Source organism: Enterobacter cloacae complex sp.6700776 (assembly GCF_048284255.1).
Taxonomy (GTDB): domain Bacteria; phylum Pseudomonadota; class Gammaproteobacteria; order Enterobacterales; family Enterobacteriaceae; genus Enterobacter; species Enterobacter intestinihominis.
The window spans coordinates 201614-214615 of the sequence record NZ_JBLVYK010000006.1 but is presented as its reverse complement, the minus strand read 5'-3'; the positions used below and the strand labels follow the sequence as shown (position 1 = coordinate 214615).

Genomic DNA, 13002 nt, shown 5'->3' with positions numbered 1-13002 from the left:
ACATACTATTAGCTACGCAGCCCGCGTCCGCGCTGGATCAGATACCAGCACAGCAGATAGAATGCCACGATAAACACCACCAGCACCACAACGGTGGTGAACAGCGGGACATCGGCAATGCCGAGGAAGCCAAAGCGGAAGCCGCTGATCATGTAGACAATCGGGTTCAGGTGCGACAGCGCCTGCCAGAACGGCGGCAACAGCGTCAGGGAGTAAAACACCCCGCCCAGATAGGTCAGCGGCGTCAGCACGAAGGTCGGGATCAGGCTGATGTCATCAAACGTTTTAGCAAACACCGCGTTCAGCAGCCCGGCGAGGGAGAACAGGATCGCCGTCAGCAATAATGTGAGCGCCACGAACAGCCACGAATGCACCTGGAACGGGACGAAGAACAACGAAATCGCCGTCACCAGAATCCCCACGCACAGCCCGCGCGCTACGCCGCCGCCCACGTAACCGGCGATGATCACATGCGTTGGCACCGGGGCCACCAGCAGCTCTTCAATGTTGCGCTGGAACTTGGCGCTAAAGAACGACGACGCTACGTTCGCGTAAGCGTTGGTGATCACCGCCATCATGATCAGGCCCGGCACGATAAACTGCATATAGGTAAAACCGTGCATCTCACCAATGCGGGAGCCAATCAGGTTACCGAAAATGATGAAGTAGAGCGTCATGGTGATCACCGGCGGCACCAGGGTTTGCACCCAGATACGCATAAAGCGGTTAATCTCTTTTGCCCAGATGCTTTTCAGCGCGACCCAGTAAAGATGCGTCATGCCTTGTCTCCTTGTTTGTCGTGCACCAGAGAGACAAACAGCTCTTCCAGTCGGTTTGCTTTGTTACGCATGCTTAATACCTGAATGCCCTGCGCACTCAACTGTGAGAACACGCTGTTGATACCCTGCTCGCGCAGCACTTCTACCTCCAGCGTCGAGGTATCGACCAGGCGATAGTTGTAGCCCTCCAGTTTCGGCAGCGCGCTTTTCGCCGCCAGATCGAGGATAAAGGTCTCTGATTTGAGCTTGGAGAGCAGATTCTTCATCGAGGTGTTTTCCACCAGCTCACCGTGCTGAATGATGCCGATATTGCGGCACAGCATTTCCGCCTCTTCCAGGTAGTGCGTGGTCAGAATGATGGTGGTGCCTTTATCGTTCAGATCTTTCAGGAAGCCCCACATGGAACGACGCAGTTCAATATCCACGCCAGCAGTCGGCTCATCAAGGATAAGCAGCTTTGGCTCGTGCATCAGCGCGCGGGCAATCATCAGGCGGCGCTTCATCCCCCCGGACAACATCCGCGCGCGTTCGTTACGCTTCTCCCACAGGTCGAGCTGTTTCAGATACTTTTCGCTGCGCTCAAGCGCCTCTTTGCGCTCAACGCCATAATAACCCGCCTGGTTAACAACAATCTGCTGTACCGTCTCAAACGGGTTGAAGTTGAACTCCTGCGGCACCAGCCCCAGCTGACGCTTGGCGTTGACCACATCTTTTTGCAGATCGTAGCCAAACACGCTGACGCGGCCGGAGGTTTTGTTGACCAGCGAGCTGATGATCCCGATGGTGGTGGATTTCCCCGCCCCGTTCGGCCCCAGAAGCGCGTAGAAATCTCCCGCTTCGACTTTAAGATCTATCCCGCGCAGCGCCTGAACGCCCCCCGGGTAGGTTTTTTTGAGCTGTTCAAGCTCCAGTGCAATCGCCATGAATTCAACTTACCTTAAGTTCTGACACACGTTGTGTGGTTTCATTAAAAGTCGGGTTACCCTATAGTAGCGCAACGCAATCACTTGGTTACAGGTCGCTAACCTCCATGAACGACATAGATACACTCATCAGCAACAATGCACTATGGTCAAAAATGCTGGTGGAGGAAGACCCCGGATTTTTTGGAAAACTCGCGCAAGCGCAGAACCCGCGCTTTCTCTGGATTGGATGTTCTGACAGCCGTGTCCCCGCCGAACGTCTGACGGGTCTTGAACCTGGCGAACTGTTTGTTCACCGCAATGTGGCTAACCTGGTTATTCATACCGATCTCAACTGCCTTTCGGTTGTGCAGTACGCCGTTGACGTTCTTGAGGTTGAGCACATCATTATTTGTGGCCACTACGGCTGCGGCGGCGTGCAGGCGGCGGTCGAAAACACAGAGCTGGGGTTAATCGATAACTGGCTGCTGCACATTCGTGATATCTGGTTCAAACATAGCTCACTGCTGGGCGAAATGCCGCAGGAGCGCCGTCTCGACACCTTGTGTGAGCTGAACGTAATGGAGCAGGTCTATAACCTGGGCCACTCGACGATTATGCAGTCTGCCTGGAAACGCGGGCAGAAGGTCTCCATCCACGGCTGGGCGTACGGTATTCACGACGGTCTGCTGCGCAATCTGGAAGTGACCGCCACCAACCGCGAAACGCTGGAACAGCGTTACCGCTCGGGAATTGCCAACCTCAAGCTTAAGCATGTGAACCATAAATAACAAAGCCGGGGGTTTTCACCCTCTCCCTGTGGGAGAGGGCTGGGGTGAGGGCATCAGCCCGCAATTATTCGTCCAGAATCACTACTTTCCCAACATACGGCAGATGGCGATAACGCTGCGCGTAATCAATGCCGTAACCCACCACGAATTCGTCCGGGATGGAGAAACCAACGAACTCCACCGGCACCTGCACTTCACGGCGCTCAGGCTTATCCAGCAGGGTACAAATCGCCAGTGATTTTGGTTCACGCAGGCTCAGGATCTCACGCACTTTAGAGAGCGTGTTACCGGAGTCAATGATGTCCTCAACAATCAACACATCTTTGCCACGAATATCTTCATCCAGATCTTTCAGGATTTTCACATCACGGGTTGTGGACATGCCGCTGCCGTAACTGGAGGCGGTCATAAAATCGACCTCGTGCGGCACCTGCACTTCACGGCACAGGTCTGCCATGAACATGAAAGAACCACGCAACAGACCGACCAGCACCATTTCGCTGCCGCTGTCCTTGTAATGTTCGGTGATTTGACGACCCAGTTCGGCGATACGCGCTTTGATCTCGGCTTCCGGGATCATCACTTCAACAGTATGTTTCATATTACTAACCAAATGATTTTAGTGAAAATCTCTCAATGCGGATGACTCTCGCTCCGGCATCGATACGCAAGCCAACCATTATACCAGTAAATGGATTGCCCTGGCGTATGAGTTATAAAAAGCAATATTTGTGATTCCGATCACAGTTGTTAATACCTATAATTAATTGCTAGCAAATAATTAACAAAACTGACGAGTACTTTTCTATGGCTGAAACAAAAACTAAACAGCCGCGTCTACTGGTGACATTAACAGCCGCGTTTGCCGCATTCTGCGCGCTGTATTTGTTAATCGGTGGCGTATGGCTGGTCGCGATTGGCGGCTCCTGGTACTACCCGATTGCGGGTCTGGTTATGGTTGGCGTAACCGTCCTGCTTTTACGCAGAAAACAATCTGCTCTGTGGCTGTACGCAGCGTTACTGCTCGCAACCATGATCTGGGGCGTCTGGGAAGTCGGGTTCGACTTCTGGGCGTTGACGCCGCGCAGCGACATTCTGGTCTTCTTCGGTATCTGGCTGATCCTGCCGTTTGTCTGGCGTCGTCTGATCGTCCCTTCCAGTGGTGCTGTAGCCGGTCTGGTCGTTGCCCTGCTGATTAGTGGCGGCATCCTGACCTGGGCCGGATTCAACGACCCGCAGGAGATCCACGGTACGCTGAACACTGAATCCACACCGGCTGCGGCTATTTCGCAGGTGGCTGACGGCGACTGGCCAGCCTATGGTCGAAATCAGGAAGGTCAACGTTACTCCCCGCTAAAGCAGATCAACGCGGACAACGTGAAAAACCTGAAGGAAGCCTGGGTATTCCGTACCGGCGACCTGAAGATGCCAAACGATCCGGGTGAGCTGACCAACGAAGTGACCCCGATTAAAGTGGGCAACATGCTCTACCTGTGTACGGCGCACCAGCGTCTGTTCGCGCTTGACGCGGCCACCGGTAAAGAGAAATGGCACTTTGATCCACAGCTGAACTCCAACCCGTCGTTCCAGCACATCACCTGCCGCGGCGTCTCTTACCACGAAGCGCGCGCTGATAATGCCAGCCCGGAAGTCATTGCCGACTGTCCTCGCCGCATTATGCTGCCGGTGAACGATGGCCGCCTGTTTGCCATCAACGCTGAGACCGGTAAGCTGTGCGAAACCTTCGCTAACAAAGGCATTCTGAATCTTCAGACCAACATGCCGGACACTACGCCGGGTCTGTATGAGCCGACCTCCCCGCCAATCATTACCGATAAAACCATCGTGATTGCCGGTTCGGTAACGGATAACTTCTCTACCCGCGAAACCTCCGGCGTTATCCGTGGTTTCGACGTGAACACCGGAAAACTGCTGTGGGCCTTCGACCCGGGCGCGAAAGATCCCAACGCGATCCCATCGGATGAACACACCTTTACCTTTAACTCACCGAACTCCTGGGCACCGGCAGCGTATGACGCGAAGCTGGACCTGGTTTACCTGCCGATGGGCGTGACCACGCCGGATATCTGGGGTGGTAACCGTACGCCGGAGCAGGAACGTTACGCCAGCTCCATCGTGGCGCTGAACGCAACGACCGGTAAACTGGCATGGAGCTACCAGACCGTTCACCACGATCTGTGGGATATGGATATGCCGTCCCAGCCGACGCTGGCGGACATTACCGTTAACGGTAAAACCGTTCCGGTGATTTACGCCCCGGCCAAAACCGGCAACATCTTCGTGCTGGATCGCAGCAACGGTAAGCTGGTTGTTCCTGCGCCGGAAAAACCGGTTCCGCAGGGTGCGGCCAAAGGCGACTACGTCACCAAAACGCAGCCGTTCTCTGATCTGAGTTTCCGTCCGGAGAAAGACCTCAGCGGTGCAGACATGTGGGGTGCCACGATGTTTGACCAGCTGGTATGCCGCGTGATGTTCCACCAGCTGCGCTATGAAGGCATCTTCACGCCGCCGTCAGAGCAGGGCACGCTGGTCTTCCCGGGTAACCTGGGGATGTTCGAGTGGGGTGGGATCTCCGTTGACCCTAACCGTCAGGTCGCCATCGCTAACCCAATGGCGCTGCCGTTCGTTTCCCGTCTGATCCCACGCGGTCCGGGTAACCCAATGGAGCAGCCTAAAGATGCGAAAGGCAGCGGTACCGAAGCCGGTATCCAGCCGCAGTATGGCGTTCCTTATGGTGTGACCCTGAATCCGTTCCTTTCTCCGTTCGGTCTGCCGTGTAAACAGCCTGCCTGGGGTTACATCTCCGGTCTGGATCTGAAGACCAACAAGATCGTCTGGAAGAAACGTATTGGTACGCCACAGGACAGCATGCCGTTCCCGATGCCTGTTCCAGTGCCGTTCAATATGGGTATGCCAATGCTGGGTGGCCCAATCTCCACCGCCGGTAACGTGCTGTTCATCGCGGCAACCGCAGATAACTACCTGCGCGCGTACAACATGACCAACGGTGAAAAACTGTGGCAAGGCCGTCTGCCAGCCGGTGGACAGGCTACGCCGATGACCTATGAAGTGAATGGCAAGCAGTACGTTGTCATCTCCGCAGGTGGTCACGGTTCGTTTGGCACGAAGATGGGCGACTATATTGTCGCGTATGCACTGCCTGACGACGCTAAGTAATGAAAAAGCCCGGTGGCGCTAACGCATACCGGGCTTTCGGGTGTCCTATGTAGGCCGGGTAAGGCGAAGCCGCCACCCGGCTTTTTTTATACGGTAAAGCCCAGCATCATCCCCGTATCTTCATGCTCCAGCAGATGGCAGTGGGCCATATAGGCAAACTCTTTCGGCGCTTCGTGATCGAACTTCACCAGCACCTCGCTGACACCGCCTTCCACCCTCACCGTATCTTTCCAGCCCCGGCGATGCGCGTCCGGCGCTTTACCGTTCTCAGAGAGAATACGGAACTGCGTGCCGTGGATATGGAACGGGTGCAGCATCATGTCGCCTTCGCCTGAAATTACCCAGCGTTCAAACTGCCCTTTCGTGGCGGCGAACATGGGCGTGTTCATATCGAACGCTTTGCCGTTGATGCGGTTGGCGTTGTGGAAATCGAAACCATGGCCGCCGTGATCCATGCCGCCCATTTTACCGTGGTCCATATTCATATGGCCCATCATCTGGCCGTGGTGCATTCCCGCCATGGCCTGATTGCCGTACTTCTTCATCAGCGCCTGCATGCCCATCATGTCGAGCATCGGGTCCATGGAGAGCTGAAGTTTACGCTGCGTAAGCCCGTCCAGCGACGGGAGTGCGGGTAGCGTGGTGAGGGCGTCCGGCAGCGTACCGGAAGCGGCGATCTGTAGCGGCTGAATGCGCAGGACCGGATGGGGTTTATCAAACGGCGCAACGGCCATCCCCATCTGGCTGACCGGCAGAGTCACCAGGTCAAACGCTTTGCCATCGCTGATATCCACCAGCACCTCGAAGCGCTCGCCCATCAGCATCGGCAGCTCGCTCACCTTCACCGGTTCCGGCAGCAGGCCGCCGTCGCTTGCCACCACATACAGCGGGCGTTTATCGCTGGTGGCGAAGTTCAGCGAGCGGGCGTTACAGCCATTTAGCAGGCGTAAACGCAGCCAGCCTTTTGGCGCGGCATGCTGCGGGTAGATTGCGCCGTTGGTCAGCAGCGTATCGCCAAACCATCCTACCGCCGCGCTCATTACGTCCAGCTGATAGTCAATTTGCCCGTCAGCGCTGAATTTTTTGTCCTGCACAATCACCGGGACATCGTCGATACCCCACTGTTTTGGCAGGCGCAGCAGGCGGCTTTCATCGTCTTCAATCAGCACCAGACCGGCCAGCCCCATCGCCACCTGATGGCCCGTTTTGCCATGCTGATGCGGGTGGAACCAGCAGGTCGCCGCACGCTGGTCAGGAGTAAAGGTGACGCTGCGTTTACCACCAGGCCTGATGACGCCCTGAGGCCCCCCATCCACTTCGCCCGGGACTTCCAGCCCATGCCAGTGCAGCGTGGTCTCTTGCGCTAGCGTGTTGTGAATGTCTACCGTCACCGCCTTCCCTTTGCGTAACTGCAACGCAGGGCCGAGCAAATTGCCGTTATAACCCCACGTCGTGGCGGCGTGCTGACCGAACGTGGTTTTACCGGCCTGCACCACAAGCTGAATGCGGCTGCGGGCATCTGCGGCGAGTAATTCAGGTATGGGTAAAGCAGGTCTGTCGGCGGCAAAAACGGCGCGGCTCCAGAGCGGTAACGCGCTGGCAACCCCCAGCGCGGCAGAAAATTTTAAAAAATCACGACGTTGCATGTGCATTTCCTTATTTCCAGCAGGCGATCTTTTGAGCATAAACCCTCCCCTTACCGGAAGGTCAAGCACGGCGGCAATAATAAAGATCGTCGGCCTGGCATCAAGTATGCTAACGTTAATTTTCCGTGATGCAGTGGTAAAGGCAATGAAGACGTTTTTCAGAACAATTTTGTTCGCCAGCCTGATGGCGATGTGTGCGAACAGTTACGCGCTAAGTGAAAACGAAGCGGAAGATATGGCCGATCTGACGGCAGTTTTTGTTTTTCTGAAAAACGATTGTGGTTACCAGAATTTACCCAATGGGCAAATTCGTCGCGCACTGGTCTTTTTTGCCCAGCAGAACCAATGGGATCTCAGCAACTACGACAGCTTCGACATGAAGGCGCTCGGTGAAGACAGCTACCGTGATTTAAGCGGTATTGGCATTCCCACTGCTAAAAAATGCAAAGCGCTGGCTCGCGATTCACTCAGCCTGCTCGCCTACGTGAAGTAACCTTCCCGACGCCCCTTGTTGACCCGCTAACCGCTTCACGGCGGTGTTGTGTTGCGCCCATCTGCCGGATGTAATGGATGTTAACGAAGGAGGTGCTCCCCATGACCGAAAAAACGGTATGGCAAGAAACGCTGCATGACCAGTTTGGTCAGTATTTTGCCGTGGATAACGTGCTCTATCATGAGAAAACCGATCATCAGGATCTGATAATCTTCGAAAACGCCGCCTTTGGCCGCGTAATGGCGCTGGACGGCGTGGTGCAAACCACCGAGCGCGACGAGTTTATCTATCACGAAATGATGACCCACGTCCCGCTGCTGGCCCACGGCCACGCGAAGGACGTGCTGATTATCGGCGGCGGCGACGGCGCGATGCTGCGTGAAGTCTCGCGTCATCAGAATGTCGAAACCATCACCATGGTGGAAATCGACGCCGGTGTGGTGTCGTTCTGCCGCCAGTATCTGCCCAACCACAATGCTGGCAGCTATGACGATCCGCGGTTTAATCTGGTTATCGACGATGGCGTCAATTTTGTTAACCAGACCACGCAAACGTTTGATGTCATTATCTCTGACTGTACCGACCCTATCGGTCCGGGCGCGTCGCTGTTTACCTCGTCGTTTTACGAAGGCTGCAAGCGCTGCCTGAAGCCTGGCGGGATTTTTGTGGCGCAAAACGGCGTTTGCTTCCTGCAACAGGATGAAGCGCTTGATAGCCACCGTAAGCTGAGCACCTATTTTGCTGACGTCAGCTTCTACCAGGCGGCGATCCCCACTTACTACGGCGGGATCATGACCTTTGCCTGGGCGACGGATAACGACGTCCTGCGCCATCTCTCCACCGAAATTATCCAGGCCCGCTTCCACCAGGCCGGACTCAAATGCCGATACTACAACCCGGCGATCCACACCGCAGCCTTTGCGTTGCCTCAATATCTGCAAGACGCGCTGTCCTCAAAGGAGGTGAACTAATTGAAAAAGCTTAAACTGCATGGCTTTAACAATCTGACCAAAAGCCTGAGTTTTTGTATTTACGATATCTGCTACGCCAAAACAGCAGAAGAGCGCGATGGTTATATCGCCTATATCGATGAACTCTACAACGCCAACCGTCTGACCGAGATCCTGACAGAGACCTGCTCGATTATCGGCGCCAACATCCTGAATATCGCGCGCCAGGATTACGAGCCGCAGGGAGCAAGCGTCACCATTCTGGTCAGTGAAGAGCCGGTTGACCCGCAGCTTATCGACAAAACCGAGCACCCCGGCCCGCTGCCAGAAGTGGTTGTCGCCCACCTGGATAAAAGCCATATCTGCGTACACACCTACCCGGAAAGCCACCCGGAAGGCGGACTGTGTACCTTCCGCGCGGATATTGAAGTGTCGACCTGCGGCGTGATTTCACCGCTGAATGCGTTGAATTATTTAATCCACCAGCTGGAATCCGATATCGTCACTATTGATTATCGCGTACGCGGTTTTACCCGTGATATCAACGGCATGAAGCACTTCATCGATCATGAGATCAACTCCATTCAGAACTTCATGTCCGACGACATGAAATCGCTGTACGACATGATGGATGTGAACGTCTATCAGGAGAATATCTTCCACACCAAAATGTTACTTAAGGAATTCGACCTTAAGCACTACATGTTCCACACGAAACCGGAAGATTTAAGTGAAGAAGAGCGTAAGGTCATTACCGACCTGCTCTGGAAAGAGATGCGCGAAATTTACTACGGCCGTAACATTCCGACCGTGTAATCGTGGACCGAAGCAGGGACGCTTCGGGGAGTTACTTCTGTTTCATAAAGTCGCGGTAGGCGTTCACCACTTTCAGGAAATCTTCCACACCGCACAGCGACAGGCTCTCTTCGTCGTAGTAGCTCATCCCCTCTTCCATCTCATCACCCGAGAACTCAAGCTGGTTGGCACGCACCATCACCTCTTCGCCATCCATCCACAGGGTGTATTCGTGTCCGGCGCGTTGCCAGGAGCGTTCACTGCCTTTCACCGTTTCCGCTGCCTGTTCGACTTCATCCAGCAGCGCGAGGTTCTCTTTCACCTCTTCGTTAAACCAGTGTCCAACGGCTTCGTGCCCCATCGACATTCGCACTTTCACCACGCCGGTGATGTCGCGCAAAAATTCGTAATCCATAGCGTTTTCCTCTGCAAAGCCATTAGGGTAATTATCGCAGCAGAGAGGAAGAAAAAAAGCGGGAGAGGTGGGAGGAATGAAAATAAAAAAAATACCCCTCACCCTGGCCCTCTCCCAAAGGGAGAGGGAATAAAATCCCCCTCGCCCCTTTGGGGAGAGGGGTTAGGGGTGAGGGGTTGGTTTTTATACTGCCGTCTGGAAGATCACCCCGTCAGCCTTCTCGGTGTACTGAGAGAGCTGGTCGAAGTTCAGATAGCGATAGGTATCCACCGCCGTCTTATCTACCTGAGCCACAAAGGTCTGGTACTCTTCCGGCGTTGGCAGTTTGCCAATCAGCGCCGCAACCGCTGCCAGCTCCGCAGAAGCCAGGTAGACGTTCGCCCCGGTACCCAAACGGTTCGGGAAGTTACGGGTGGAGGTGGAGACCACTGTCGCACCGTCGGCCACGCGCGCCTGGTTGCCCATGCACAGGGAGCAGCCCGGAATTTCAATACGCGCCCCGCTCTTACCGAACACGCTGTAGTAGCCCTCTTCGGTCAGCTGCGCCGCATCCATACGGGTTGGCGGCGCCACCCACAGACGGGTCGGCAGCTGGCCTTTGTGAGTATCCAGCAGCTTACCGGCAGCACGGAAGTGGCCGATGTTGGTCATACAGGAGCCGATGAACACTTCGTCGATCTTATCGCCCTGTACGTCAGAGAGCAGACGCGCATCGTCCGGATCGTTTGGCGCACACAGGATTGGCTCTTTGATATCCGCCAGATCGATGTCGATCACCGCCGCGTACTCTGCGTCAGCGTCAGCTTCCAGCAGCTGCGGATCCGCCAGCCATTTTTCCATGCCCTGAATACGACGCTCCAGCGTACGGCGGTCGCCGTAGCCTTCCGCAATCATCCACTTGAGCAGCACGATGTTGGAGGTCAGATACTCAATAATCGGCTCTTTGTTCAGCTTGATGGTACAGCCCGCCGCAGAACGCTCGGCAGAGGCATCGGTCAGCTCGAACGCCTGCTCAACTTTCAGATCCGGCAGACCTTCAATTTCCAGAATGCGGCCAGAGAAGATGTTTTTCTTGCCCTTCTTCTCAACGGTCAGCAGACCCTGTTTGATGGCATACAGCGGGATTGCGTGAACGAGGTCGCGCAGTGTGATGCCCGGCTGCATTTTGCCTTTGAAACGCACCAGCACGGATTCAGGCATGTCCAGCGGCATCACGCCGGTCGCTGCGGCAAACGCCACCAGACCGGAGCCCGCAGGGAAGGAGATACCAATCGGGAAACGGGTATGGGAGTCACCGCCGGTACCCACGGTATCCGGCAGCAGCATGCGGTTCAGCCAGGAGTGGATAACGCCGTCGCCCGGACGCAGGGAGACACCGCCACGGTTCATAATGAAGTCAGGCAGCGTGTGGTGCGTAGTGACGTCAACCGGCTTCGGATATGCCGCAGTGTGGCAGAAGGACTGCATCACCAGGTCAGATGAGAAGCCCAGGCACGCAAGGTCTTTCAGTTCATCACGGGTCATTGGACCGGTGGTGTCCTGAGAGCCCACGGAGGTCATTTTCGGCTCGCAGTACGCGCCAGGACGGATACCAGCGACGCCGCAGGCGCGACCGACCATTTTCTGTGCCAGCGAGAAGCCGCGATTGCTTTCCGCCACGTCTTTCGCCTGACGGAACACGTCACTGTGCGGCAGACCCAGCGCTTCACGCGCTTTGGTGGTCAGGCCACGGCCAATGATCAGCGGAATACGGCCACCGGCACGCACTTCGTCGATCAGCACGTCGGTTTTCAGCTCGAAGCTTGCCAACAGTTCGTTGGTTTCGTGGTTGCGCACTTCGCCTTTATACGGGTAAACGTCAATCACGTCGCCCATGTTCAGGTTGCTCACGTCCACTTCAATTGGCAGAGCGCCCGCATCTTCCATGGTGTTGAAGAAGATTGGCGCAATTTTGCCGCCGAGGCACAGGCCGCCGCCGCGCTTGTTCGGCACGTGCGGAATGTCGTCGCCCATGAACCACAGCACGGAGTTGGTGGCGGATTTACGGGAAGAACCGGTACCAACCACATCACCGACGTAGGCCAGCGGGAAACCTTTCTCCTGAAGCGCTTCGATCTGTTTAATCGGGCCCACTACGCCCGGCTGATCCGGCTCGATCCCTTCACGGGCGTTTTTCAGCATCGCCAGAGCGTGCAGGGGAATATCAGGACGAGACCACGCGTCCGGAGCCGGAGAGAGGTCATCGGTGTTGGTTTCACCGGTAACCTTAAAGACGGTCACGGTAATTTTTTCAGCAAGCGCAGGGCGGTTCAGGAACCATTCGGCATCGGCCCAGGACTGCATCACCTGCTTCGCGTAAACGTTGCCTGCTTTGGCTTTTTCTTCTACATCGTAGAAGTTATCGAACATCAGCAGCGTTGAAGAGAGCGCTTTGGCAGCAATCGGTGCCAGCTTTTCGTTGTCCAGCGCGTCAATCAGCGGATGAATGTTATAGCCGCCCTGCATGGTGCCGAGCAGTTCAATGGCTTTTTCAGGAGTAACCAGTGGGGAGGTGGCTTCGCCTTTGGCGATAGCAGCAAGGAATCCGGCTTTTACGTAGGCAGCTTCATCTACGCCAGGCGGTACGCGGTTGATCAGCAGATCTAACAGGAATTCTTCTTCGCCCTCAGGCGGGTTCTTCAGCAGCTCGACGAGCGCGGCCATTTGGGTTGCATCTAAAGGTTTGGGTACAATTCCCTCGGCGGCACGTTCTGCTACGTGCTTACGGTATTCTTCTAGCACGACGGTTCTCCTCGCTCTCATTGTCATATGCGGCGGGCGTTCTCTTCACGCTCCTGTGAGACAGCAGTTTGTAGGGTAAATGCCCGATACCGCGTCGGGCAGCATAGCAGGATTTCTGCACAGTGTTAATCTGTTTACAAAAAAGCAACATTAAATTATTTGCTGAATCGTTAAGCATGGTATACCGGGGAGACGAGGCGAATCTTGTCCTCTTTCCCGTCGCCTTTTCAGCTATCCGATATGATTGTGTAA

The 13002-nt window shown here is 55.4% G+C and carries 11 protein-coding genes; 5 read left to right on the top strand and 6 right to left on the bottom strand.

All coding sequences use genetic code 11. From position 1 onward, the window contains the following. Window positions 1–8: 8 nt before the first annotated feature. Window positions 9–779 (bottom strand): ABC transporter permease, encoded by a 771-nt coding sequence (locus tag ACNQ0T_RS12160; RefSeq protein ID WP_022647074.1) that lies wholly within the window; start codon window positions 777–779, stop codon window positions 9–11. After that, window positions 776–1702, bottom strand: coding sequence for an ABC transporter ATP-binding protein (locus tag ACNQ0T_RS12155; protein WP_003856300.1), 927 nt, complete (start codon window positions 1700–1702; stop codon window positions 776–778). The genes ACNQ0T_RS12160 and ACNQ0T_RS12155 overlap by 4 nt, the downstream gene beginning before the upstream one ends. A 107-nt stretch (window positions 1703–1809) precedes the next feature. Here ACNQ0T_RS12155 and can point away from each other — a divergent pair, with 107 nt between their 5' ends. Further along, window positions 1810–2472, top strand: a complete 663-nt coding sequence (gene can, locus ACNQ0T_RS12150; protein WP_003856301.1) for a carbonate dehydratase — start codon at window positions 1810–1812, stop codon at window positions 2470–2472. 64 nt (window positions 2473–2536) lie between these two features. On the opposite strand, the gene hpt is transcribed toward can, so the two are convergent. Then, window positions 2537–3073, bottom strand: a complete 537-nt coding sequence (hpt, locus tag ACNQ0T_RS12145) for a hypoxanthine phosphoribosyltransferase (RefSeq protein ID WP_003856303.1) — start codon at window positions 3071–3073, stop codon at window positions 2537–2539. Between the two features lie 206 nt (window positions 3074–3279). On the opposite strand from hpt, the gene ACNQ0T_RS12140 reads away from it, so the two are divergent. After that, entirely contained in the window at window positions 3280–5670 is a 2391-nt protein-coding gene (locus ACNQ0T_RS12140; RefSeq protein ID WP_023299340.1) for a glucose/quinate/shikimate family membrane-bound PQQ-dependent dehydrogenase, read from the top strand. Window positions 5671–5756: 86 nt separating this feature from the next. Here ACNQ0T_RS12140 and cueO read toward each other — a convergent pair whose 3' ends face one another. Then, window positions 5757–7316, bottom strand: coding sequence for a multicopper oxidase CueO (gene cueO / locus ACNQ0T_RS12135; RefSeq protein ID WP_032625523.1), 1560 nt, complete (start codon window positions 7314–7316; stop codon window positions 5757–5759). Between the two features lie 145 nt (window positions 7317–7461). On the opposite strand from cueO, the gene ACNQ0T_RS12130 reads away from it, so the two are divergent. The 3 genes from ACNQ0T_RS12130 (at window position 7462) to speD (ending at window position 9575) form a co-directional block, all read left to right on the top strand. After that, on the top strand, window positions 7462–7809 hold the full coding sequence (locus tag ACNQ0T_RS12130; RefSeq protein ID WP_003856306.1) for a YacC family pilotin-like protein: 348 nt from the start codon (window positions 7462–7464) through the stop codon (window positions 7807–7809). A gap of 101 nt (window positions 7810–7910) precedes the next feature. Next, a complete protein-coding gene (gene speE / locus ACNQ0T_RS12125; protein ID WP_022647071.1) occupies window positions 7911–8780 on the top strand; it encodes a polyamine aminopropyltransferase in 870 nt (289 codons plus the stop codon). Beyond that, window positions 8781–9575, top strand: coding sequence for an adenosylmethionine decarboxylase (gene speD, locus ACNQ0T_RS12120; protein ID WP_022647070.1), 795 nt, complete (start codon window positions 8781–8783; stop codon window positions 9573–9575). Between the two features lie 31 nt (window positions 9576–9606). On the opposite strand, the gene yacL is transcribed toward speD, so the two are convergent. Both yacL and acnB read right to left on the bottom strand, forming a co-directional pair. Then, on the bottom strand, window positions 9607–9969 hold the full coding sequence (gene yacL / locus ACNQ0T_RS12115; protein WP_022647069.1) for a protein YacL: 363 nt from the start codon (window positions 9967–9969) through the stop codon (window positions 9607–9609). A 183-nt stretch (window positions 9970–10152) separates the two neighbouring features. Then, the gene (gene acnB, locus ACNQ0T_RS12110) at window positions 10153–12750 is read right to left on the bottom strand and encodes a bifunctional aconitate hydratase 2/2-methylisocitrate dehydratase (RefSeq protein ID WP_417930091.1); all 2598 of its coding nucleotides are present in this window, start codon (window positions 12748–12750) and stop codon (window positions 10153–10155) included. Between the last annotated feature and the right edge of the window lie 252 nt (window positions 12751–13002).